At 64.9% G+C, this 22,535-nt stretch carries 22 protein-coding genes; 10 read left to right on the top strand and 12 right to left on the bottom strand.

Annotated elements, in window-relative coordinates:
- Positions 1 to 54: 54 nt before the first annotated feature.
- Positions 55 to 783 carry an IclR family transcriptional regulator gene (locus CH305_RS24330; protein ID WP_032403157.1) on the bottom strand — a complete coding sequence of 243 codons (729 nt, stop codon included), beginning with the start codon at positions 781 to 783 and terminating at the stop codon, positions 55 to 57.
- A gap of 144 nt (positions 784 to 927) precedes the next feature.
- On the opposite strand from CH305_RS24330, the gene leuC reads away from it, so the two are divergent.
- The 3 genes from leuC (at position 928) to CH305_RS24315 (ending at position 3,852) form a co-directional block, all read left to right on the top strand.
- Complete coding sequence (gene leuC, locus CH305_RS24325) at positions 928 to 2,352, top strand: 3-isopropylmalate dehydratase large subunit (RefSeq protein ID WP_032403158.1); 1,425 nt, start codon at positions 928 to 930, stop codon at positions 2,350 to 2,352.
- Between the two features lie 45 nt (positions 2,353 to 2,397).
- Positions 2,398 to 3,015 carry a 3-isopropylmalate dehydratase small subunit gene (leuD, locus tag CH305_RS24320; RefSeq protein ID WP_037155620.1) on the top strand — a complete coding sequence of 206 codons (618 nt, stop codon included), beginning with the start codon at positions 2,398 to 2,400 and terminating at the stop codon, positions 3,013 to 3,015.
- A 150-nt stretch (positions 3,016 to 3,165) separates the two neighbouring features.
- The gene (locus CH305_RS24315) at positions 3,166 to 3,852 is read left to right on the top strand and encodes an HU family DNA-binding protein (protein ID WP_032377009.1); all 687 of its coding nucleotides are present in this window, start codon (positions 3,166 to 3,168) and stop codon (positions 3,850 to 3,852) included.
- Positions 3,853 to 3,944: 92 nt separating this feature from the next.
- On the opposite strand, the gene CH305_RS24310 is transcribed toward CH305_RS24315, so the two are convergent.
- From CH305_RS24310 to cofC, 3 genes are all read right to left on the bottom strand, one after another.
- Positions 3,945 to 4,880, bottom strand: coding sequence for an NUDIX hydrolase (locus CH305_RS24310; RefSeq protein WP_037155617.1), 936 nt, complete (start codon positions 4,878 to 4,880; stop codon positions 3,945 to 3,947).
- Positions 4,880 to 7,000, bottom strand: a complete 2,121-nt coding sequence (locus tag CH305_RS24305) for an RNA degradosome polyphosphate kinase (protein ID WP_230592509.1) — start codon at positions 6,998 to 7,000, stop codon at positions 4,880 to 4,882. Before CH305_RS24305 ends, CH305_RS24310 begins: the two co-directional genes overlap by 1 nt.
- A gap of 157 nt (positions 7,001 to 7,157) precedes the next feature.
- Positions 7,158 to 7,928, bottom strand: coding sequence for a 2-phospho-L-lactate guanylyltransferase (gene cofC / locus CH305_RS24300; RefSeq protein WP_094705082.1), 771 nt, complete (start codon positions 7,926 to 7,928; stop codon positions 7,158 to 7,160).
- Positions 7,929 to 8,050: 122 nt separating this feature from the next.
- On the opposite strand from cofC, the gene CH305_RS24295 reads away from it, so the two are divergent.
- Both CH305_RS24295 and CH305_RS24290 read left to right on the top strand, forming a co-directional pair.
- Positions 8,051 to 9,049, top strand: coding sequence for an NAD(P)H-dependent glycerol-3-phosphate dehydrogenase (locus CH305_RS24295; RefSeq protein ID WP_032403162.1), 999 nt, complete (start codon positions 8,051 to 8,053; stop codon positions 9,047 to 9,049).
- Positions 9,050 to 9,122: 73 nt separating this feature from the next.
- Positions 9,123 to 10,229 (top strand): D-alanine--D-alanine ligase family protein, encoded by a 1,107-nt coding sequence (locus CH305_RS24290; RefSeq protein WP_032403163.1) that lies wholly within the window; start codon positions 9,123 to 9,125, stop codon positions 10,227 to 10,229.
- 9 nt (positions 10,230 to 10,238) lie between these two features.
- Here the strand turns inward: CH305_RS24290 and CH305_RS24285 are convergent, their stop codons facing one another.
- A complete protein-coding gene (locus CH305_RS24285) occupies positions 10,239 to 10,850 on the bottom strand; it encodes a DUF3515 domain-containing protein (RefSeq protein ID WP_032377014.1) in 612 nt (203 codons plus the stop codon).
- A gap of 3 nt (positions 10,851 to 10,853) precedes the next feature.
- Positions 10,854 to 11,102, bottom strand: a complete 249-nt coding sequence (locus CH305_RS24280; RefSeq protein WP_032377015.1) for an Lrp/AsnC ligand binding domain-containing protein — start codon at positions 11,100 to 11,102, stop codon at positions 10,854 to 10,856.
- Between the two features lie 172 nt (positions 11,103 to 11,274).
- Here CH305_RS24280 and CH305_RS24275 point away from each other — a divergent pair, with 172 nt between their 5' ends.
- Genes CH305_RS24275 through CH305_RS24265 form a run of 3 tightly spaced genes read left to right on the top strand, consistent with a single transcriptional unit; the run spans position 11,275 to position 13,535 of the window.
- Positions 11,275 to 12,282: a thiamine-phosphate kinase gene (locus CH305_RS24275; protein WP_094705318.1), complete on the top strand. Its 1,008-nt coding sequence runs from the start codon at positions 11,275 to 11,277 to the stop codon at positions 12,280 to 12,282.
- 39 nt (positions 12,283 to 12,321) lie between these two features.
- Positions 12,322 to 12,846 carry a gamma carbonic anhydrase family protein gene (locus CH305_RS24270; RefSeq protein ID WP_094705080.1) on the top strand — a complete coding sequence of 175 codons (525 nt, stop codon included), beginning with the start codon at positions 12,322 to 12,324 and terminating at the stop codon, positions 12,844 to 12,846.
- Entirely contained in the window at positions 12,843 to 13,535 is a 693-nt protein-coding gene (locus CH305_RS24265) for a uracil-DNA glycosylase (RefSeq protein ID WP_094618669.1), read from the top strand. The genes CH305_RS24270 and CH305_RS24265 overlap by 4 nt, the downstream gene beginning before the upstream one ends.
- Before the next feature lie 5 nt (positions 13,536 to 13,540).
- On the opposite strand, the gene CH305_RS24260 is transcribed toward CH305_RS24265, so the two are convergent.
- The 6 genes from CH305_RS24260 to rpmB form a co-directional block, all read right to left on the bottom strand.
- Positions 13,541 to 14,335: an enoyl-CoA hydratase/isomerase family protein gene (locus tag CH305_RS24260; protein ID WP_094705078.1), complete on the bottom strand. Its 795-nt coding sequence runs from the start codon at positions 14,333 to 14,335 to the stop codon at positions 13,541 to 13,543.
- 84 nt (positions 14,336 to 14,419) lie between these two features.
- Entirely contained in the window at positions 14,420 to 15,814 is a 1,395-nt protein-coding gene (locus CH305_RS24255) for a HAMP domain-containing sensor histidine kinase (protein ID WP_256983978.1), read from the bottom strand.
- A complete protein-coding gene (locus tag CH305_RS24250) occupies positions 15,814 to 16,515 on the bottom strand; it encodes a response regulator transcription factor (RefSeq protein WP_094705074.1) in 702 nt (233 codons plus the stop codon). Before CH305_RS24250 ends, CH305_RS24255 begins: the two co-directional genes overlap by 1 nt.
- Positions 16,516 to 16,567: 52 nt before the next feature.
- Positions 16,568 to 17,212, bottom strand: a complete 645-nt coding sequence (locus CH305_RS24245; RefSeq protein WP_094705072.1) for a phosphatase PAP2 family protein — start codon at positions 17,210 to 17,212, stop codon at positions 16,568 to 16,570.
- Positions 17,209 to 17,781 carry a M15 family metallopeptidase gene (locus CH305_RS24240; RefSeq protein WP_094705070.1) on the bottom strand — a complete coding sequence of 191 codons (573 nt, stop codon included), beginning with the start codon at positions 17,779 to 17,781 and terminating at the stop codon, positions 17,209 to 17,211. Before CH305_RS24240 ends, CH305_RS24245 begins: the two co-directional genes overlap by 4 nt.
- A 194-nt stretch (positions 17,782 to 17,975) precedes the next feature.
- Entirely contained in the window at positions 17,976 to 18,167 is a 192-nt protein-coding gene (gene rpmB / locus CH305_RS24235; protein WP_008717389.1) for a 50S ribosomal protein L28, read from the bottom strand.
- Positions 18,168 to 18,442: 275 nt separating this feature from the next.
- Here rpmB and CH305_RS24230 point away from each other — a divergent pair, with 275 nt between their 5' ends.
- Positions 18,443 to 20,122 carry a DAK2 domain-containing protein gene (locus CH305_RS24230; protein WP_094705068.1) on the top strand — a complete coding sequence of 560 codons (1,680 nt, stop codon included), beginning with the start codon at positions 18,443 to 18,445 and terminating at the stop codon, positions 20,120 to 20,122.
- Positions 20,123 to 20,134: 12 nt separating this feature from the next.
- Positions 20,135 to 22,399, top strand: coding sequence for an ATP-dependent DNA helicase RecG (recG, locus tag CH305_RS24225; RefSeq protein ID WP_094705066.1), 2,265 nt, complete (start codon positions 20,135 to 20,137; stop codon positions 22,397 to 22,399).
- Positions 22,400 to 22,535: the final 136 nt, after the last annotated feature.

The following is a 22,535-nucleotide window of genomic DNA, read 5'->3' as shown; positions in this document are numbered from 1 at the left end:
CGCCGCGCGCTCAGCCAATTTTTCGGCTGTCCGACCGTGGCCGGAGAGCATCGGTCAGAGACGCTTGTGCAGCGCGTCGGCTGCTGCGAGAAGATCCGCGGCCCAGCGCGCACCGGGCTTGCGTCCGATTCGATCGATGGGTCCCGATACCGAGATCGCCGCCACCACAGTGTCGTTGCCGTCGCGAACCGGCGCCGCCACGCTGGCGACGCCTGGTTCGCGCTCGCCCGCGCTCTGCGCCCAGCCGCGGCGTCGTACCTCGATGAGGACGCGCTCGCCGAATTCTGCGTCGGGCAGAACGGTTCTTTGAGTGTGCGAGTCTGCCCATGCCAGAAGAACTTTGGCACCGGAACCGGCTGTCATCGGCAGCCGCGCACCGACGAGCACTGTGTCTCGAAGGCCTGTCGGGGGCTCCATGGACGCCACGCAGACACGTACCGTTCCTTCCCGCCGATAGATCTGCACACTTTCACCGGTGATTTCGCGCAGGCGTGGGAGCACGGAGGCGGCGGCGTCGAGCAATGCGTCGGACGCGCTCGCTGCGAGTTCCCCGAGGCCCGGCCCGGTGTGCCACAGGCCGTCGGCATCTCGAACGAGTAGTCGGTGGGTCTCCAGGCCGACCGCGAGTCGGTGAGCGGTGGCGCGGGGGAGGGCGGTGCGAGCGCACAGATCTCCGAGATTGCAGGGCTTCTCGGCCACCGCGTGCAGCACCGCCATTGCCTTGTCGAGTACACCGATGCCACTCGATTTGTCGACGAGGCCGGCCAGGCTATGCTGTCTCATAGAACGATATTAGCCTCCCGAATGCTGAGATTGCACAACTGTGAGATCTCCTGCGTGCCGAGAGGCATGATGTCGAGACGAGACGCGAGGTGAACCAGCGAAGTTCGCCCACGCGACGACAGGAAGGCGAGGTCGACGACACCGATGTCCGAAACACCGAAGACTTTGGCGGAGAAGGTATGGGACCAGCACGTGGTGGTCCGAGGCGGAGGAGAAGGCGGCGCTCGTGAGCCCGATCTGATCTACATCGATCTTCACCTCGTGCACGAGGTGACCAGTCCGCAGGCGTTCGACGGTCTACGGTTGGCCGGCCGCGGGCTTCGCCGCCCCGATCTGACGATCGCGACCGAGGATCACAATGTCCCCACGGCCGATATCTTCGCCCCCATCGCAGATCTCGTCTCGCGTACCCAGGTGGACACCCTTCGCCGAAACTGCGAGGAATTCGGAGTGCGGCTGTACCCGATGGGCGATCTCGATCAGGGCATCGTGCACATCATCGGACCCCAGCTGGGTTTGACCCAGCCCGGTATGACCGTCGTGTGCGGGGACAGTCACACGTCGACGCACGGGGCCTTCGGCTCGATCGCCATGGGCATCGGTACGAGCGAGGTCGAGCACGTGATGGCCACACAGACTCTTTCTCTGCGTCCGTTCAAGACGATGGCGATCACCGTCGACGGTGAACTGGCACCCGGCGTGACGAGCAAGGACCTGATTCTTGCTGTCATTGCCCAGATCGGTACCGGCGGCGGGCAGGGTTACGTCCTCGAGTACCGCGGTGAGGCCATCCGAAAGCTGTCGATGGAAGCGCGAATGACCATCTGCAACATGTCGATCGAAGCCGGTGCGAGGGCAGGAATGATCGCACCCGACGACATCACCTACGAATACCTGAAGGGTCGCCCGCACGCACCGCAGGGAGCCGACTGGGATGCAGCAGTGGCGTCGTGGAACGAGCTGGCGACGGATCCGGATGCAGTGTTCGACAACGAGGTCCACATCGATGCCGATACGTTGACGCCGTTCGTCACGTGGGGCACGAATCCGGGTCAGGGTGCGCCGCTGGGAAGTACGGTGCCCGATCCGGAGTCGATGACCGACGAGGGCGAGCGATTGTCGGCGCAGAAGGCCCTGCAGTACATGGGTCTCGAAGCCGGCACGCCGATCCGTGAGATCGCCGTCGACACCGTGTTCGTCGGTTCCTGCACCAATGGCCGGATCGAGGATCTGCGTGCCGTTGCGTCGGTTCTCGAGGGACACCGAGTTGCCGAGGGAGTGCGAATGTTGGTGGTACCCGGCTCCATGCGGGTGCGAGCGCAGGCGGAGGAGGAAGGCCTCGGCGACATCTTCACTGCCGCAGGGGCCGAATGGCGCCAGGCTGGATGTTCCATGTGCCTCGGGATGAATCCGGACCAACTGGTGGCGGGTGAGCGATCGGCGTCGACCTCGAACCGCAATTTCGAGGGCAGGCAGGGCAAAGGCGGTCGTACTCATCTCGTCTCGCCTCTGGTTGCTGCTGCTACCGCAATTCGCGGAACCCTGTCCTCTCCGGCGGATCTCGCGTAGAACGCGTCCTCGCTCGGATCGATCGAACCCATAGGAGACAATTCGATGGAAGCTTTCACCCGGCACACCGGTATCGGAGTTCCGCTTCGGCGGTCCAACGTCGACACCGATCAGATAATCCCCGCGGTCTACCTCAAGCGGGTGACGCGCACCGGATTCGAGGACGGGTTGTTCGCCGCGTGGCGCTCGGATCCGGACTTCATCCTGAATCTCGAGCCGTACAACCGGGGCTCGGTACTCGTAGCCGGACCCGATTTCGGTACGGGATCGTCACGCGAACATGCCGTCTGGGCGCTGTCGGACTTCGGTTTCAGGGTTGTGATCGCGTCCCGATTCGCCGATATCTTCCGTGGGAACTCGGGCAAAGCCGGGCTGCTGGCGGCCGAAGTGGAACAGTCGGACGTCGAATTGCTGTGGAAAGCCTTAGAAGAACAGCCCGGTCTGGAAATAATTGTCGACCTCGTCGACAAGACCGTAACGGCTGGAACTTTGGTGGTGCGCTTCGCGATTGACGACTACACCCGGTGGCGTCTGCTGGAAGGTCTGGACGACATCGGATTGACATTACGCCAGGTAGAGGCCATTGCGGAGTATGAAAAGTCAAGGCCTTCATACAAACCCCTGACGCTCCCAGCGCGGATCGAGACCCCGACCGAAAGCTGACCGGGTGGGGGTCCGACACGCTATGCGGCCGTGAATCATTCCGCGACACCAAAATGAAAATTGGCGTGGCGCATAGACTCTTGACGACTTGGGGTTTACCGTTGTAGTAGTCGGTCCGACGATGGGCCACCATATAGCGGAGGAAATTCCATGAACAAGGCAGAGCTGATCGACGCCCTGACCGAGAAGTTGGGGTCTGACAGGCGGAGCGCCACAGAGGCTGTCGAGAACATCGTCGACACCATCGTGCGTGCAGTGCACCGCGGCGAGAGTGTCACGATCACAGGCTTCGGCGTGTTCGAGCAGCGTCGTCGCGCAGCGCGTGTCGCGCGCAACCCCCGCACCGGCGAGACCGTTCGCGTCAAGCCGACCAACGTTCCGGCGTTCCGTCCGGGTGCGCAGTTCAAGGCAGTCATCGCAGGCGGACAGAAGTTGCCTGCCACCGGTCCCGCCGTCAAGCGCGGTTCCGCAGCGGCTCCGGCCAAGAAGACTGCGGCGGCAAAGAAGACGGCTGCGAAGAAGGCAGCCGTGAAGACGACCGCCCGCAAGGCAACCACCGCTGCTGCCAAGAAGGCAGCTCCCGCGAAGACCGCCGCCAAGAAGGCAGCTCCCGCGAAGACCGCCGCCAAGAAGGCAGCTCCCGCGAAGACCACCGCGCGCAAGACAGTTGCAAAGAAGGCTCCGGCCAAGACAACTGCTCGTAAGGCTGCCACGACGGCTGCACCCGCCAAGAAGGCTCCGGCCAAGACGGCAGCCAAGAAGACCGTAGCCAAGAAGGCTCCAGCGAAGAAGGCTCCGGCCAAGAAGGCTCCCGCAAAGCGCGCAGCGAAGAAGTAGAGCCCGCAGGCTTCACCTCTCGCACGAACGCAAGTAAGGCCCCCGATTCGATATCCGAGTCGGGGGCCTTATTGTCGTTCGTGTTGCGTCCCCTAGGTGCCGGAAATGAGGGTGGGTAGGGGGCTGGCAATGTGGTCGGCCGCAACGAGCCTGCCGTCGTGACGCGAGAGCACCCACACGCTGCCTTTTCGATTCCTGTTGGCTGGCAACGTGATTCCGTCCTTTTCGGCCCACCAGCGCATCAGGTCGGGGATCACCTTGCCCTGGCTGCAGACAACGGGCGTGCCGGGCAGTTCGGCTATGTCGCGAGCGCGATGACGCCCCTTGCGCGGGTCATCGGCATACCCCTCCTCGGACAGCAGGTGCTCCGGGACGATCTCCGCTCCCAACGATTCTGCGAACGGAGCGACCGTCTGAACACACCGGGCACGGTCGGCCGCGTACACCGCGTCGCCCCCGAATGCCCGAAGCAGCGAGACCAGTGACTCGGCCTGACGTCGTCCGGTCTTGTCGAGCGGGCGATCCACGTCGTTGCCCTTGTACCGCGAGCGCGAGCCGGCGCTACCGTGACGGACCAACAGAACCGTCGAGGTGTCGGCAGGTTTCGCCACGAACCGGCGAAGAATCTTGTGGTCCATGGGATACGAGAGTTCGCGGCCGATGTCTGCGGGTGCTATCCAGCGCACCTCGTCCACCTCTTCGTTGGGGACGAACTCGCCGCCGGTTGCCTCCGCCGCCCAGTAGAGGACCTTCTTCATCCGACGGTGGCCCGGGATCGGGTACGTGACGTAGGACAGTGACCGCCCCAGTCGCGAGTCGAATCCGGTCTCTTCCTTGACTTCTCGGACTGCCGCATCGACAGCGGTCTCACCGGGATCGAGCTTTCCCTTGGGGAACGACCAGTCGTCGTACTTCGGCCTGTGTACCAACGCGATCTCGACGGAACCGTCGCTGCGCGGAGATCGTCGCCACAGAACAGAGCCGGCCGCAAAAATGTTGGCGCGAGGGGAGCCATCGGAGGTTCCCATCAGGACGCCTGATTCCTCCGGCTACGCATCAACTCCACCTGATGCTCACGGACTGTCTCACCCTGCGCGGGTGAAGCGACCCAGCCGCCGTCCGGTCCCAACTCCCAACAGCGCGTGGTGGGATCGAGGGCGGAATCGAAGATCTCGCTCAGCTGGTTCGCCAGTCGTGTGTCCTTGACCTGAGCCATCACCTCGACTCGGCGATCGAGGTTGCGGTGCATCATGTCCGCACTGCCGATCCAGAACTCGTCCGCACCCTGAAAATGCAGAACTCGCGAGTGCTCGAGGAACCTGCCCAGGATGGAGCGAACCTCGATGTTCTCCGACAGTCCTGGAACTCCCGGCTTGAGCGCGCAGATACCGCGAACCACCACCTTGACCGGAACGCCTGCGATGGACGCGCGGTAGAGCGCATCGATGACCTGCTCGTCGACCAACGCGTTCGCCTTGAGACGAATCCCCGCCGCACGTCCCTGCTTGAGGTGTTCGACCTCGGCCTCGATGCGTTCGACGATGCCGCGGCGCACTCCGTACGGTGCCACGAGTAGGTTGCGGTACTTGGACTTTCGTGAGTATCCGGTGAGCGAGTTGAACAGATCGGTGAGGTCGGCACCGATCTCCGGGGACGACGTGAACAAACCGACGTCCTCGTAGATGCGCGCTGTCTTGGGGTTGTAGTTACCGGTTCCGATGTGGCAGTACCGGCGAATGACCGACCCCTCTCGGCGCACCACGAGACAGGTCTTGCAGTGCGTCTTGAGGCCGACGAGCCCGTACACCACGTGCACGCCTGCCTTTTCCAGCTTGCGCGCCCATTCGATGTTGGCCTGCTCGTCGAAACGTGCCTTGATCTCGACCAGTGCAACCACCTGTTTGCCCGCACCGGCTGCATCGACGAGCGCATTGACGATCGGGGAATCTCCCGACGTGCGATACAACGTCTGCTTGATGGCGAGCACCTGCGGGTCGGCCGCTGCCTGCTCGATGAAGCGTTGGACGCTGGTGGAGAACGAATCGTACGGATGATGCACCAGGACATCGCCGTCGCGCAGCGTCGAGAAGACGCTCTTGGGGGTCTCGCGCTCGCCGAACGCCGGGTGGGTCGCCGGAACGAAGGGTGCGTCCTTCAGATTGGGACGGTCGACGCTGTAGACCTGCCACAGGCACGACAGATCGAGCAGTCCGGGTACCTGGATGACGTCGCCGGGGTCGACATCGAGTTCACGCAGCAGCAATTCGAGCATGTGCTCGGTCATGTCGTCGGCGATCTCGAGGCGGACCGGTGAGCCGAAACGCCTACGGGCCAGCTCGCGCTCGAGCGCCTGAAGCAGATCCTCGTCGCGGTCTTCCTCGACCTCGAAATCGGCGTTGCGCGTGATGCGGAACGCGTGAGACTCGACGACCTGCATGCCGGGGAAGAGTACGTCGAGGTGCGCCGAGATCAACTCCTCCATCGACAGAAACGCGTCGATGCGGTGCGAGCCTTCGCCGCGCTTGACCCGCACGAAGCGATCGACGTTGTCGGGGACCTTCACGCGAGCGAAATGCTCACCGGTTGTGGAGTAATCCTTAACCGTCACAGCGAGATTGAGGCTCAGGCCGCTGATGTAGGGGAACGGGTGAGCGGGGTCGACGGCCAGTGGTGTGAGCACTGGGAAGACCTGTTCGGTGAAGTAGTCCGAGAGCCGGGCACGTTCGTCGCTGTCCAGATCCGACCACCGGATGATCGCGATGCCTTCTGCGGTGAGCTCCGGCAGAATCGAATCCAGCAGTACTCGCGCATGTTTGAGCGCGAGCTCCTGGGTTCGCTGGCCGATCACCGCGAGCTGTTCGCGCGGAGTCATACCGTCCGCGGATCGAACCGAAAGACCGGTTTCGTCGCGACGTTTGAGACCGGCCACTCGAACCATGTAGAACTCGTCGAGGTTCGACGCGTAGATCGCGAGAAACTTTGCCCGTTCCAGCAGGGGGAGCGACGAGTCCTCCGCCAGAGCGAGGACACGTGAATTGAAGTCGAGCCAGCTCAATTCCCGATTGAGATAGCGATTTTCGGGGAGCACGGTGGTGATGTCCACCGACTCCGGTGTGGCGGCCGGTAGCGCGGAGGGGATGCTCGGCATCGTCGCTGCGATCGGAGCGCTCCAGACCGGCTCCGAACCGGTGCCTTCCCCAGTCTCCCTCGACGGATCTTCGTTGGCCGGCTGCGCGTCGTCTCTGCTCACCGGACGATCATCCCTCATACCCGGCGTGGGTGAAACTCCGATGGGCGAAACTCGGTCACGCAGTTGTCGCCGATGCGTCGTCACTCCAACCGAGCGCGCGCAGGACGGCAGCCGTTGCGGGTCCGACCCCGAGCCGGTGTGCACTGCGGACGTCCACCGCAGTGTCGACGTCGAGCCGCAGACCCGGCCAGGTGCCGTCGAGCTTCTGTGCGCCTGACTCGGCATGGCGGCGTGCGGAATCCACCCCGAACAGTGGTGCGAGCTCGCCGGGGGAGTCCTTGAGGATCAACGCGGCGGTACCGGTGCCGTGGTGATCGACCACCAGTGATCGGCCTCCGCGAGGCGCAACAGCGTATGCCTGAGCGAGTTCGGCGGGACGCATGGCCGGGAGGTCGGCTTGCAGCGCAATGATGTCGATCCGGGCGTCGTCATCGTGCTCTCGTCGCCGGCCGACGACCTCTGCGCGTCGCAACACGGCCGCCGCGGACGCGAACGCGTGGTTGAGACGTGCGTCCGGTGGCTGTGCGGGATCGCCGACCGGCTCGTCGAACACTCGCGCGCCGATTCTGCGGGCGGTCTCTGCGACGAGGGGATCAGGGGTGACCACCGTGACCGAATCCACCACCGATACGGCGTCTGCGGCGGCCACGGTGTCGCTGAGCATCGCGAGCACCAAACTTGTTCGCTCGGAACCCGAGAAGTCCGCCGCCAACCGCGACTTCGCCGCCGCGAGATCCTTCACCGCGATGAGGACGGCGACAACGCGGCGGGCAGGGTCGGACGACGCGGCCACTCGGTCGCCGTCGTCGAATCGGTGTGCACCCATGGTGCTCGATCCTGCCAGCGTCGCGGATCTGTGCCGACTCCGACCGCCCGAGCCGGTGTGCGAGTTAGGGTGATGCCGCGCGAAGAACGAGGGCATCGGCAAGCAGGTGAGGGGTTGGCGGCATGAGCAGAGCAGCGGTGATGGGTTCGGGGTCGTGGGGAACGGCATTCGCCAAAGTGCTGGCCGATGCCGGGACCGACGTCACGATGTGGGCCCGCCGTGACGAGCTCGCTGCATCCATCACCGACGGCCACGAGAACAAGGACTACCTTCCGGGGATCGAGCTGCCCTCGTCGATTCACGCATCGAGCGATCCCGCTCGTGCTCTCGACGGAGCCGACATCGTGGTGTTGGCCGTGCCGTCGCAGAGTCTGCGGGCCAACCTGGGGGAGTGGACCGACTCGATCCCGCCGCACGCAACACTGCTGTCGTTGGCCAAGGGAATCGAGACCGGCACGCTCATGCGCATGAGCCAGGTGATCGCTCAGGTCACCGGAGCAGATCCGAGTCGGGTGGCGTGTCTGTCCGGGCCCAACCTTGCGCGCCCGATCGCCGAGGGGCAGCCTGCCGCGACCGTCATCGCATGCTCGGACTCCCAGCGTGCCCTCGAGATCCAGAAGTCCTGCGCCACCGGTTACTTCCGGCCGTACACGAACTCCGATGTCATCGGGGCCGAGATCGGTGGAGCCTGCAAGAACGTCATCGCCCTCGCGTGCGGGATGGCCAGTGGCGTCGGATACGGAGAGAACACACTCGCATCGATCATGACCAGGGGTTTGGCCGAGATCATCCGACTCGGCGTAGCACTCGGTGCCAAGCCGTCGACGTTGTCCGGTCTGGCCGGCGTAGGCGACCTCGTCGCCACGTGTTCGTCGCCCCTCTCGCGCAACCGCACGTTCGGTGAGCGCCTCGGTTCGGGTGGTTCCCTCGAAAGCGCGCAGGAAGCAGCGCACGGACAGGTTGCCGAGGGTGTGAAGTCCTGCACGTCGGTGCGTGCGCTAGCCGAGAGCTACGACGTGGAGATGCCGCTGACCGATGCGGTGCACCGGGTGTGTCACGGGGGCATGTCCGTTCCGGACGCGGTCGGTCACCTGTTGGGACGACGTATCAAGCCCGAGTGAGGCAAAGTTCGCGCGCTCGCGACCGACAGGGCGAATCCGCGCCGAGCGGGTAGCGACGGTACGGTTTCTCATCGTGAGTACTCCCCGCATCAAAGTCGCCGTCGTCTTCGGTGGCCGCAGCAGCGAGCACGCCGTGTCCTGTGTATCGGCAGGTAGCGTGCTGCAGAATCTCGATCCGGCCAAGTACGAGGTGGTCCCGGTGGGCATCACCCCGGACGGTGCCTGGGTTCTCGGCTCCTCCGATGCCGGTGCACTGACGATTCACGACCGGGTGCTGCCCACCGTGGACAAGGCCGGTGCGGCACTGACCCTCAGTACCGACCCGGGCCACGCCGGTGCGCTGATCGCTCTCGGCGAGGGAGACGGCGCAACGGTCTTCACATCTGTCGACGTGGTGTTCCCGGTACTGCACGGGCCGTACGGCGAGGATGGAACGCTGCAGGGCCTGCTCGAGTTGGCGGGCGTCCCGTACGTCGGGCCAGGGGTGTTGGCCAGCGCGGCCGGAATGGACAAGGAATTCACCAAGAAACTGCTCGGTGCCGAAGGGCTTCCGATCGGTCGCCAGGTCGTACTTCGCCGCGGTGCCGACAACCTCACCACAGTCGAGCGGGACCGGATCGGGTTGCCCGCGTTCGTCAAACCGGCCAGAGGCGGATCGTCGATCGGTATCTCCCGGATCACCGGTTGGGATCAATTGGACGCCGCGATAGCCGTCGCGCGTGAACACGACCCCAAAGTGATCGTCGAAGGAATGATCCACGGCCGTGAGGTCGAGTGCGGGGTCCTCGAATTTCCGGACGGAACCGTGCGCGCGAGCGCCATTGCCGAAATCCGCATTCCGGATGCGGAGGTCGACGATCACGCGTTCTACGACTTCGACACCAAGTACCTCGACGATGTCAGCGAGTTCGACATCCCGGCTGCTCTCGACGATGCGACCAGCGACCGCATCCGCGAACTCGCCGTTGCCGCTTTCCGGGCGCTGGACTGTCAGGGGCTGGCGCGAGTGGACTTCTTCGTCACCGAAGACGGCCCGGTCATCAACGAGATCAACACGATGCCCGGATTCACCTCCATCTCGATGTACCCCAAGATGTGGGCGGAATCCGGTGTCGACTACCCGACGCTGATCACCACCCTGATCGACACTGCGCTCGCCCGCGGGACGGGGTTGCGCTAGTTCCGTCCGCTACTGCAACGGAGCCGGATCGAGGGCTTGCTGGGGTAGTGCGTTCGACACTGCCGATGACGCATCCTGCAGGGGCGTCGGACCGGAATCACCCGGAATGGTCAGGGCGATGTAGACACCTCGATCGACGACGAACCATGTGCTGGCGTCGATTCCGTCGTCCTCCCCGGACACTTCGAACCATTGGACGCCGTCGATGACCTGAAGCGGCGCAGCCACGTCGAACCCGACCGGACGGGTCAGGCCGCAGCGCAGCACGACCGGCTCGGCGTTCTCCTCGGCCGAGACCCACGCGCGAACCCCGGCAGGCGCAGGGTCGGCCAGCTCGGCTGCGGTGTAGTCGCCCAGGTCCTCGGGCAGGGCGTCGAGCAACGACGCACATTGCGCACTCGTGGCGTCCGGGGAGTCGACCGGGCCCAACGCGACCGGATCGTGGACCGGCGAACGGTTCACCGCAATCGCGGCGACCAGAACTCCGACCACCAGCGCAACCGGCAACGCGATCGCGGTGGCTATCACGGCGGGGTGTCGTTGTTCGCGGGTGCCGTCGGTGTCGGTCTTGCCGTCGGTGTTGTCGTCGTGGGCGTCGTTGCCTGCGTCGGTCGAGCTCACGAGCTATCCGACCGATGCGGTCGGCTGCGGAGCGACCGGACAGGTGAGAGTCCGAGTGATGGCGTCCACCTTCTGGATGCGGGAGACGATCTCGGCGACCTCGGCGTCGGATGCACCGTCGGCGCGCACGATGACGTCGTAGGGTCCGACGACGGCCTCCGCGGAGACCACTCCGTCGACGGCCTCGATCTGCTGCGCGACGGCCCTCGCGCGGCCCACCTCGGTCTGAACGAGAACGAATGCTTGCACCATCGGTGGTCCCTTTCCCTGCCGGACTTCTCGACTGTAAGTTGGGTCGACTACGTTCTCTGTGCACGTAACCTGCAGCGTCGGAGCTGTCCCGGCCGCCTCTGAAAGGTACCGCAGGCGGGCCACGCGCTCCGCGCGAGTCCGTCGCGCACGCACCGCGTTCTCGAGGAGGAACATCATCGACGACCCCGGCACCGAGTCGGCCGCAGACACCGAACCCACCGTCGCGCAGCTCGGCGAGTTCGAGGTGATCTCCCGCGCCGTCGCAGACCGCGTGCAACCTCCGTCGACCATCGTCGGGCCCGGTGACGACGCGGCCGTCGTCGCCGCGCCCGACGGAAGAATCGCGGCATCGACGGATATGTTGGTGCACGGCAGGCATTTTCGGCTGGACTGGTCCAGTCCGGTGCAGATCGGCCGCAAGGCGATCGCGCAGAACGGCGCGGACATCGCCGCGATGGGCGCTCGGTGCTCGGGTTTTCTCGTCTCTCTCGGATGCCCGGCCGATACGCCGGTGCGTGTGACCGACGGCCTCAACGAGGGCATGTGGCTCGAGGCGGTGGCCGCGGGATCGGCCATCGTCGGTGGCGATGTGGTGCAGTCACCAGAGCTGGTGATCTCGGTCACCGCCCTCGGTGATCTGCAGGGCAGGGCGCCGGTGCTGCGATCGGGCGCGCGTGTCGGTGACGTGATCGCTTACGCGGGGCGGCTCGGCTGGTCGGCCGCCGGACTGGCTCTACTGCTTGCGGACACGGACAGAACGGGCCACGACGCTGTGCTCGACGCACACCGAGTTCCCGTCCCGCCGTACCGCGCCGGGGTCGGGGCCGCCGAGGCCGGCGCGACGTCACTCACCGACGTCTCCGATGGATTGCTGTCCGATCTGGGCCACATAGCCGATGCGTCGAACGTCCGAATGGACATCGATCCCGAGCTGTTGGAAATTCCAGTCGAATTGCGTTCGGCAGCAACGGTAATGGGAGTCGATCCGCTGGATTGGGTACTCACGGGCGGTGAGGACCATGCTCTCGTAGGAACGTTCGGCGATCACAGTGCCGTTCCGGCGGAATGGACGGTGATCGGCCGTGTCGAGCACGTCGTTGACGACCGGGCGAGTCGGGTGACGGTCGACGGACGCGTTCATTCGGGTAGATCGGGGTGGACGAGCTTCGAGAGCGAGTGAACGCGGCCGACGTCCGATCGAGTCGGCTAAGTTGCTGAGATGGCTATCTACGCACTCGGTGATCGTGAACCCGACATTCATCCCGACGCCTACGTCCACCCCGACGCGGTCGTCATCGGAGCGGTGACCCTCGCGGCCGGATCGTCCGTGTGGCCCACCGCAGTTCTGCGGGCGGATTACGGCACCATCACCATCGGCGCGGGGACCAACGTCCAGGACGGGACCGTGGTGCACTGCACACCGATCGACGCGACGGTGATCGGCTCCGGATGCGTACTCGGGCACAATGCACACGTCGAAGGTGCGGTCATCGGAGACAACTGCCTCATCGCCTCGGGCTCGGTGGTGCTGAACGGCTCGAAGATCGGGGCGGGTTCGATCGTCGGGGCGGGAGCAGTGGTGCCGTTCAAGTTCGTCGTTCCCGAACGTTCCATGGCGCTCGGTGTTCCCGCGAAGATCCGGGAGGGGTACCAGGTCCCCGAAGGGCATGTGGACATCAACGTACAGATGTACTCGGCCAATGCCGCGTACTACCGTGGCGCGCTGCGCCGGATCGACCGATGACGCCCCGGCCGCTCGCCGAGAGCGTCGAATCGGGGTGGGCGGATGCTCTTTCGCCCGTCGAGTCGAATGTTGCCGCGATGGGCGACTTTCTGCGGGAAGAGCTTGCCGCCGGTCGGCACTACCTGCCTGCGGGAGAGAACGTTCTGCGCGCGTTTCGCTATCCCTTCGACCGTGTCCGGGTCCTCATCGTCGGTCAGGATCCGTATCCGACACCGGGACATGCAGTGGGACTGAGCTTTTCCGTCGCACCGGAAGTAAAGCCCGTGCCGCGCAGCTTGAGCAACATCTTCAAGGAGTACTCCGACGACCTGGGGTTACCCACGCCCAGCAACGGAGATCTCACACCGTGGTCGGACCGTGGCGTGATGCTGCTCAACAGGGTGCTCACCGTCGAACCTTCGCAGGCCGCATCGCACCGGAAGAAGGGGTGGGAAGCGGTGACGGAGCAGGCTATTCGGGCTCTCGTCGCGCGAGCCGAGAATCCCGACGCGCCGGGTCTCGTCGCGATTCTGTGGGGACGCGACGCTGCGACTCTGAAGCCGATGCTCGGATCTGTGCCGTACATCGAATCTGCGCACCCGTCACCGCTGTCCGCGTCACGCGGGTTCTTCGGGTCCAAGCCCTTCAGTCGAGTCAACGAGTTGTTGGTCGAGGGGGGAGACGAGCCGATCGACTGGACGTTGCCGTGATCGGATCAGGAGAAGTCGGGACGACGCTTCTCCACGAACGCGTCGACGCCTTCTCGTCCGGCCGGCGAGGATGCGGCCGCCGAAATCGATGCGGCTTCGGCATCCAAATGCTCTGTCAGAGTTGCGGATTCGGACGCCTGTAGCAGCGATTTGATTCCCTTGTACGCTGATGTCGGCCCGTTGGCGAGGGTTCGAGCCAGGCGCTCGGCCTCGCTGTCCACGATGTCGTCGCCCACGAGGCGGCTGAGAATCCCGAGACGAACTGCCTCCTCGCCGTTGATGATCGAGTCGTTCAGCAGAATGTCCATCGCGCGGCCCGAACCGACGATGCGGGGCAGCGTCCACGACATTCCTCCGTCCGGAGTGAATCCGATCGAGGGGTACGCGGGGCGCAGCTTGGTGGACGGTCCGCCGATGGCGATATCGGTGAGACAGACCAGGCTCATGCCTGCACCGGCGGCCCAGCCGTGTACACCGGCGACGATCGGGACGCTGACTGTTGCGAGTTCACGAACGAAAGCATGGAACGTGTCTGCGACGGAACCGACGAAGGCACTGCGATCGGCCGCACCAGCGAAATCGCGTACATTGCCGCCGGCGCAGAAATTGGGTCCCCGTCCGATGAGCAGGACGCTTCCGATTGCGGTCGTACCGGCGTTGACGGAGCGGAGGGCCGAGGTGCCGTCGGCGATGCCTTCGAGGTCGAGCGAGGCACCGCCTGCCTCGGTGGCGACGACGATGCGCAGTACACCGTCCTCGATGCCGACCTTGCTGGAAATGTCCGCGTCCGAATAAGTCACGTTCGGGACTCTAACCGACTCTTCTGTTCCGCCGTGGGGCCGGCGTGCTCGGGGCACGGATGCGCGAGCCCTCTGCCAGGACCGCTACCGGGGTCGAAGACGGGGCAGCTGGACGCTGAATACCGTGCTCGAATCCACCCGGTCGACGGTGATGGTGCCGCCGTGCAGGCGCACGTTCTCGGCGGCGAGGGACAGTCCGAGACCGCTGCCCTCGCTGCGTCCACGAGCGGTGTCCACCTTGTAGAACCGTCGGAAGATCGCGTGGCTGTCCTCCGGTGATATTCCGGGCCCGTGGTCGACCACTGCCACGTCCACCCACTCGGGACGAGCGTGCATCTCCACGCGTACCGGGGGCTCGCCGTGACGCAGGGCATTACCCACGAGGTTGGCGACCACCACGTCGATGCGTCGTGGATCCACGGTGGCGTCGATAGTGTCCGGCCCACGCAGTTCGACGCTCTCCGCCCATCCGCGGCGGGTCAGCGACTGTCGGACGAGTTCGACGAGGTCTACGTCGTCGAGAACGAGGCGCGCCTGTTGTGCGTCGTGACGAGACATCTCGATGAGATCCTCGACGAGCCGAGTGAGCTTGCCGATCTCACCGCTGACTATCCGGGCGGCTGCTCCCGCATCGGGCGAGAGTTGGGGGATTTCCTCTCGGAGTATCTCGCCGACCGGAACGAGTGCTGCCAGCGGAGTTCTCAGCTCGTGTGAGACGTCGGCGACGAACCTGCGCGCCTGCTCTTCCGACTCCTCCAACCCGCGAATGACCGTCTCGTTTCTGGCGATCATGGTGTTGAAGGTCGTCGTCAGCTCGGCGAGTTCGGTCACGCCCTCCTCGGAGAGTCGGACACTCAGATCACCGTCGGCGGCGCGGGCAGCGGCCCGATCGAGGCGTCGCAGCGGACGCACCAGGGTCGAGGCGATCCACAATCCGAGCAGACCACTGACCAGTACTCCGCCCGCCAGGGTGAGGGCCACGGCGCGCAGAAGATCGTCGAACTTGTCCTGCACGCCCTCGAGCGGCCGAATGGCGACGGCCGTGACGAGGGTTTCGTCGCCGTCCGGGTCGTTCGACTCGAAGACACGGACCGACATGGCCAGCAGGATCCGTTCGGAGTCGAGTCGGACGAAACGGATGATTCCGCGACCGTCCACCCCGGCCAGAAAGTCGGGGGAGAGCGTGGCCGGGTCGACGGATCCCCGTTGCACTTCGTCGTCGCCGACGAGCAACGTCGCGTCGGACGGAAAGAGTTGTCTCAGTTCGGATGCCGTCGTTCGGGTCACCTGGGCCCCGTCGACATCCCGTAGCTCGTCGCGGAACTGCGCCGTCGCCACGTCCTGCGCGTTGGAGTAGATCCACGATCGCGCCATGAACGACACCACACCGGCAGTGGCACCGGCGATGATCACGACGATGGTGATGAACACGAGGACCAGTCGAGTACGTAGGCCGTCGACTCGCAGCCGAGACGCCATCAACGAGCCGGGCCGGGATCGAATCGATATCCGAACCCGCGCACCGTTTCGATGGCTGCCGGTGCAGCAGGGTCGTCCTCGATTTTTCCGCGCAGTCTCTGGATCGCGGCATCGACGATCCGGGAGTCACCGAGGTAGTCCTGATCCCATGCTGCAGACAACAATTGGCCTCGGCTGAGCACGTGACCCACGTTCTCGGTCAGGGCGAGCAGGAGCCGAAGCTCGGTCGGTGTCAGTGTCAGCAGAGTTCCGCCCTTCCTCACCTGTAGCGACGAACGGTCGACGGTCACATCGCCGTACTGTTCGACGATTGCCGTTGCCGTCGCCACGGCGGGTGTCGTCTCGGTCGATCGTCTGACCACAGCCTTGATACGAGCGTCCAGGACTCGTGGGCTTGCGGGTTTGACCACGTAGTCGTCCGCACCGGCTTCCAGACCCGCGACGGTGTCGATGTCATCGGAGCGGGCCGTGAGGATGATGATCGGGATCGAACTCTGCGCTCGAATCCGTCGACAGATCTCGTAACCGTCGGCTCCGGGGAGACCGAGGTCGAGCAGGACGATCTCGGCGGCGGTGAGCGCGTTGTCGAGATCACCGTTGCCGTCGGGGCGATGGTCGACGCAGTGACCGAGTCGATTCAGCCCCAACGTCATTGCTTCGGCCACAGCTGGATCGTCCTCCACGAAGAGAATGTTCACCATGTCGAAGACCTTGTGTAGTAGGGGCAATCGCGATCGGCCAAGGGTACAGGGCTCACACCTGCGCGAGACGTTCGTTGTCGGGGTCGGCCAGCGTCGAATGTCGGGGGTCGGAGATCCTGATCGGAAATGCGGAGACCGCCAGGGCATAGCATCCGACGAGCAGCAGCGCGCCGAGCGCGTCACTGGGGCGGTGCCATTTCAGGACGACGACCGACACGGCAGTTCCGAGGACGAGCAGTACTCCGTTGATCGCGACGACGATCCGCCAGGGGCGAGCGGTTGCGAGGTAGACCGCACAGACGACAGCTGTGACGCAGGTGAGGGTGCCGCTGGGAAAGGAGTTGTGCTGGACGAGGCCGTCCAGGTTCGGTCGATCGAGCGAGTACTTGAGAATCCAGGCCGTCGCAATCGGTCCGAGTGTCATGATTCCCACTCGCAGTGTCAGGGCAATCCTGTTGCCGCTGAACATGATCAGAAATGCGACGAGAACCGCTCCTGCGGCCGAGACCGGTGCGACGAGGTCGACGAATTCGGCGCAGACGTCCACGAGGTCTCCGGACAGTGTTTCGGCGCTCACCATCAGTTCCTGATCCACCGTTTGTCCTACGGTCGTCAACACGCCCAGGTAGTAGACGACGACTCCCAGGTTCAGCAATGCCAGCGCGGCGACCAGACGCCTCGGTTCGACCCGTGTCATCGTCGGCCCTCCGCTCGTTCGTCGGACGGGTCGTCGAGTGCGACCGGGCATGTGTCGCCGGGAGTGGTCGCCATCTCGAAGTGCCACATTTCGTTGGCATAGGTCTGGCACAGGCCGTAGTCGTTGCCGTGTCGGCTCATCCAGTCGGCGGCATCCGTCGGTCCGACATCCACCGCCCGTCCGGTGACATGCTTGGAGTTGTTCGGAGTTTGCACCCATCGTCTGGCTTCGTCGGTGCTGCCGTAGCGGCGTACGGCCTCGTCGAACAAGCGTTGCTGGTACGCCGCGGAACGCCATCCGGAGGTGACGTACACATTCACTCCGGACGATGTCGCGTCGGCAGCAGCGGAGCGCAGCGCTTTCAGCAGAACGGGGTCGAGACGGGCCAGTGCGGGAAGATCGGTGTTGTCGAGGCCTATCCGGTCGTCTATCTCACCGCCGGCCGGCCCCGAGTCGGGCTGAGTGGCCAGGTAGTGCGCGGCCGTCGGCGTGTCGGGCTCTGTATTCGAGCATGCCGTGAGCGTCAGCATTGCGAGCGCCGAGACGAAGAGTGTGCGTGTGGTCGCCATACGTTCGAGACTGCTCGGCCGGTGTCACCGGCCGGTGCCCGTGATTCGCCATCTTCGTCACGGTTCCGCTCGGCTGTGTAACAGAACAGAACGGGAGCACGAACGACTGTGCCCCGCCTCCGAGTATCCGGGGGCGGGGCACAGTGCTCGCACGCAGTCGAGGCCGTGGAGGAAATCGAAGAGCGAGGCCGAAATCAGCCCCGGACCACCTTGCCTGCCTTCAAGCAGGAGGTGCACACGTTCATGCGCTTGGAGTTACCAGGCGCAACCTGAGCGTGAACGGTCTGGATATTCGGGTTCCAACGACGGTTGGTCCGTCGGTGCGAGTGCGAGACCGACTTACCGAAGCCGGGCCCCTTGGCGCATACGTCGCAGACGGCAGCCATAGTCGCGAACTCCTTGATAGATGTTGATCGATACATGTGGTCGAAGACATCGAAACGAACTACGAGCAGATGCAAGGATTGCAATGCGTGAAGATCGCCTCGAGGCAACCCTGCAAGAATAGCGGCGCAGCACGCAATCACCAAACCGCCACGGCAGACGCTGCGTGAGGGCTCACGGCGACGCGCCACCGATCCTGCCCGACTAAGCTTCGGGCACTGTCCGCGACCGGAGTACGGACAAGGGTATCGGTGCAACGCGGGGGAGGCTGCTCGACGTGGTCGACGTTCTCGATTCGATCGATGCTGCGGCCCTGCGACGGTGGGCCTACCGGTGCGTGGATTCCCTCACTGCCCGGTGCGACGAGATCAATGCGCTCAACGTGTTTCCGATCCCCGACTCGGACACCGGTACCAACCTGATGTTCACCTTCCGGGCCGCGGTGGAGTCGATGCGAGGGGCCGGACCCGCCGCGGACACCCGTGCCATCGGGCGTGCACTGGCCGTCGGCGCGGTAGCGGGTGCCCGTGGTAACTCGGGTGTGATCGTCTCCCAGTTGCTGCGTGCGGTCGCCGAGGCTGCAGCGGACGGCCCCTTGGACACCGTGTCGATCCAGGCGATGCTGCGACGCGCGCAGGTCCTGGTCTCGGATGCGGTGAGCGTTCCCGTCGAGGGCACGATGCTCACCGTGCTCGCCGCCGCCGACCGCGATGCTGCGGCGCACGACGCCAACGTCGATCTCTCCACGCTGGTGATCGACATCGCCGAGGCCACGGCGCGCGCCCTCGACAGCACGACCGACCAACTCGTCGAACTCCGCGAGGCCGGGGTCGTGGACGCCGGAGCGCTCGGGCTCTCGGTCGTTTTCGATGCGCTGGTCGAAGTGGTGACCGGCCGCATCCCGCCGCGCAGGCGTTACCACCGCCCACAAAGTCGTGAACGGACACTCGTAGGCGACGTATCGAACGCGACCGACGGCTGTACCGGAACACCCGAGACGGTGACGGTGTCCACCCACGGCCGGCCCCTGGGGTACGAGGTGGTCTACGTCGTCCACGGGATCGACGACGCGCAGGCAACTGCCCTCCGCGCTGCTCTGTCCGATCTCGGCGACTCGGTGGTGGTTGCCGGTGACGGATCCGGGGCCTGGTCTGCGCACGTTCACACCGCAGATCCCGGTGCTGCCGTCGAGTGCGGAATCGGCACCGGAAGCGTTCGCGGGGTGCGTATCTCGTGCTTCGGCTTGGCCGAGTTCGATGCTGGGGTCGGCGACGACGCACGCCGTGGACCGGCGTTGTCGGTGGGACGCGATATTTTGGCGCTGGTTGCCGGTGACGGTGCCGCTGATCTCTACGTTCAGGAAGGCGCGACGGTGGTGCGGTGTGACGAGCCGATCGACTCCTCGGTACTGCAGCGAGCAATTGTCGCAGCCAAGCATCGCGAGGTGTTGGTGTTGCCGAACGGGGCGCTGTCGGCGCAAGAACTGGTTGCCGTCGGCGCCGCGGCCCGAGCCGACGGCAAGGACGTGATGATGCTGCCGTGCTCGGCGATGGTGCAGGGACTGGCCGCGCTCGCGGTGCACGACGTCGCCAGGGCCGCGGTCGACGATGCGTTCACGATGTCCGAGGCGGCGGCGGGAACCAGGTGGGGTTCACTGCGCATCGCGCAGGAGCGGTCGCTCACGTGGGTGGGTATGTGCGAGCCGGGCGACAGCATCGGCCTGGCGGGGCAAGAGGTGGTGATCGTTGCCGCGCGCCCGCTCGACGCGGGGTGCCGTCTGCTCGATCAGCTTCTGGCCACCGGCGGAGAGATGGTGACGGTGCTCGTCGGGGCTCAGGCTTCGGCGGACTTCGGTGATCGGCTGGCCGAGTACGTGACGGGTGCGCATCCCGGGGTCGACGTGGTGGTCTACGCAGGTGGGCAGCCCGGAGACCTCGTGCAATTCGGAGTGGAATAGGGAATTTCGGTTATGGCAACGCTGGTGGACCGGCTCGATCACGTTCTCGGAGTCGCGGCGGCGACCCCGCTCGCGGACACCTTCGGTATTCGTACCGTCGAGGATCTGCTGCGGCACTATCCGCATCGCTACATGACGCACGGTTCGGAGCTCGGCGAAACAGAGCCCCCCGAGGGCGAGCACATCACCATCGTCGCCACGGTCGAGTCCGCGACGCTGCGTTCGATGAAGAATCGCAACGGCCAGTTCCTCGCAGTGACCCTCGCCGCCGACGGACAGCGGATCGAGGCCACCTTCTTCAGTCCGCACAAGCTCAAGCACGTAGTCGTGCCAGGTCGGCGGGGAATGTTCTCCGGCAAGGTCAAGTACTTCGGCAAGCGGTGGAATCTCACCCACCCCAGCTACGTGATCCTGGGCGGAGACGACAACGACGGAGCCGTCGTGCCCGCGGGTCGCATCGTCGGCGGCGGAACTCTGGCCGGTCTGGCCCGTGGTGCGGTCGATGCCTCGGGATCCGTCGACATGTCGGTCTTCGATCGGGCGTTCGTTCCCATTTACGCGGCCACCAAGGACGTCGAGAGTTGGACATTCATGCGTTGCGTGCGGCAGGTCCTCGACCAACTCGACGATGTGACCGATCCGCTGCCGGAATCGGTGCGCCGAGAACGTGGACTCGTCGACATCGATACCGCGCTGCGGTCGGTCCACTTCCCCAACACCGCGCAGGACAAGGACTCCGCCCGTGAGCGGCTCAAATTCGACGAGGCTCTGGCCGTGCAGCTCGTCCTCGCGGACCGTCGCCGCGATGCATCGACTCGGGTGGCCGCGCGATGCCCGCCGATCACCGACGGCATCGCCGTCGAGTTCGATCGGCGGCTGCCGTTCGAATTGACCGCCGGTCAGCACGACGTCGCGGCCGAGATCGCCAACGATCTGTCTGCGCCACATCCGATGTCGAGGCTGTTGCAGGGCGAGGTCGGCTCGGGCAAGACCATCGTCGCGCTCCGGGCGATGTTGCAGGTGATCGATGCCGGTCATCAGTGTGCGCTGCTGGCACCCACCGAGGTCCTCGCCTCCCAACATGCGCGATCGATCAGGTCGATGCTCGGCAGTCTTGCCGCCGGTGGCGAGCTCGGATCGCACGAACTCGCGACCAAGGTCGCTCTGCTGACCGGTTCGATGTCCACTGCGGCCAAGCGGTCCGCACTGCTCGATGCCGTGACCGGAGACGCCGGGATCGTGATCGGTACCCACGCCCTGATCGAGGACCGGGTGGAGTTTCTCGATCTCGCGATGGTCGTCGTGGACGAACAACATCGATTCGGTGTCGAGCAGCGAGATGCGTTGCGGGCCAAGGCCCGCGGCAACACAAGTCCCCACTTGCTCGTGATGACAGCGACACCGATCCCGCGCACCATCGCGATGTCGACGCTCGGCGATCTCGAAACGTCGGTACTGACAGAACTTCCTCGCGGCCGGTCACCGATCATCAGCAACGTCGTGCCTGCCAGAGCCAAGCCGACGTGGGTGGATCGAGCGTGGCAGCGCATCCGTGAGGAAGTTGCTGCCGGACGTCAGGCCTACGTGGTCTGCTCGCGGATCGGCGACGGCGACGACGCCGAGACGGGCAAGAAGAAGACCGCCTCGAAGTCCGACGACGGACCGGAGACCACGGCCGCGGTGGACATGTACGACACCCTCGTTGCCGGTCCGATGCACGATCTCCGGGTGGGGTTGTTGCACGGGCGACTGTCGGGTGACGACAAGGACATCACCATGTCCGAGTTCAATACGGGCGAGATCGATGTCCTCGTGTGTACGACGGTGGTCGAAGTGGGCGTCGACGTTCCCAATGCGACGGTGATGGTGATCATGGACGCCGACCGATTCGGGGTCAGTCAACTCCACCAGTTGCGCGGTCGAATCGGTCGAGGTGGACACCAGGGTCTGTGCATCATGATCAGCTACCTCAGTCCCATGGGCGGTTCGTTCGCCCGGCTCGAGGCGGTGGCCGCGACCAACGACGGCTTCGAGCTGGCAAAACTGGACCTCGCCACCCGGCGAGAAGGTGACGTACTCGGGGCCGCACAGTCCGGCACGGTCAGCGGCCTTCGGCTGCTGTCGTTCATCGACGACGAGGACATCATCGCCGACGCACAGGACTGCGCGAGGACGTTGTTCGCACGGGACCCGTCGTTGGCGAACGATCCTGGCATCGCGTCGATGATGCGGTCGGCCTGGCGATCGGACCGCGTCGACTACCTACAGAAGTCCTGACCGGACAGGAGTGGAGCCTGCAGGAACGACCAGGGAAGCGGGAGTCGAGCCTGCAGGAACGACCAGGGGAGCCAGTAGGCCTTCACTGCACCGTTTCAGTCGAGAGAATCGAACAATTCGTCCCGAATGGTGAGAT

It is taken from the genome of Rhodococcus sp. 15-649-2-2 (assembly GCF_002258645.1).
Taxonomy (GTDB): domain Bacteria; phylum Actinomycetota; class Actinomycetes; order Mycobacteriales; family Mycobacteriaceae; genus Rhodococcoides.
The sequence above is the reverse complement of the archived record's forward strand: the minus strand, read 5'-3'. Positions and strand labels throughout refer to the sequence as shown.

Bases quoted from the DNA above. Each gene is read 5' to 3' on its own strand.
- leuC (WP_032403158.1), top strand. From the start codon at position 928: ATGTCCGAAACACCGAAGACTTTGGCGGAGAAGGTATGGGACCAGCAC.
- CH305_RS24245 (WP_094705072.1), bottom strand. From the start codon at position 17,212: ATGACACGGGTCGAACCGAGGCGTCTGGTCGCCGCGCTGGCATTGCTG.
- CH305_RS24265 (WP_094618669.1), top strand. From the start codon at position 12,843: ATGACGCCCCGGCCGCTCGCCGAGAGCGTCGAATCGGGGTGGGCGGAT.
- CH305_RS24250 (WP_094705074.1), bottom strand. From the start codon at position 16,515: ATGGTGAACATTCTCTTCGTGGAGGACGATCCAGCTGTGGCCGAAGCA.
- cofC (WP_094705082.1), bottom strand. From the start codon at position 7,928: ATGGGTGCACACCGATTCGACGACGGCGACCGAGTGGCCGCGTCGTCC.
- CH305_RS24330 (WP_032403157.1), bottom strand. From the start codon at position 783: ATGAGACAGCATAGCCTGGCCGGCCTCGTCGACAAATCGAGTGGCATC.
- CH305_RS24270 (WP_094705080.1), top strand. From the start codon at position 12,322: ATGGCTATCTACGCACTCGGTGATCGTGAACCCGACATTCATCCCGAC.
- recG (WP_094705066.1), top strand. From the start codon at position 20,135: ATGGCAACGCTGGTGGACCGGCTCGATCACGTTCTCGGAGTCGCGGCG.
- rpmB (WP_008717389.1), bottom strand. From the start codon at position 18,167: ATGGCTGCCGTCTGCGACGTATGCGCCAAGGGGCCCGGCTTCGGTAAG.
- CH305_RS24240 (WP_094705070.1), bottom strand. From the start codon at position 17,781: ATGGCGACCACACGCACACTCTTCGTCTCGGCGCTCGCAATGCTGACG.
- CH305_RS24305 (WP_230592509.1), bottom strand. From the start codon at position 7,000: ATGCCGAGCATCCCCTCCGCGCTACCGGCCGCCACACCGGAGTCGGTG.
- CH305_RS24255 (WP_256983978.1), bottom strand. From the start codon at position 15,814: ATGGCGTCTCGGCTGCGAGTCGACGGCCTACGTACTCGACTGGTCCTC.
- leuD (WP_037155620.1), top strand. From the start codon at position 2,398: ATGGAAGCTTTCACCCGGCACACCGGTATCGGAGTTCCGCTTCGGCGG.
- CH305_RS24295 (WP_032403162.1), top strand. From the start codon at position 8,051: ATGAGCAGAGCAGCGGTGATGGGTTCGGGGTCGTGGGGAACGGCATTC.
- CH305_RS24280 (WP_032377015.1), bottom strand. From the start codon at position 11,102: ATGGTGCAAGCATTCGTTCTCGTTCAGACCGAGGTGGGCCGCGCGAGG.
- CH305_RS24315 (WP_032377009.1), top strand. From the start codon at position 3,166: ATGAACAAGGCAGAGCTGATCGACGCCCTGACCGAGAAGTTGGGGTCT.
- CH305_RS24310 (WP_037155617.1), bottom strand. From the start codon at position 4,880: ATGGGAACCTCCGATGGCTCCCCTCGCGCCAACATTTTTGCGGCCGGC.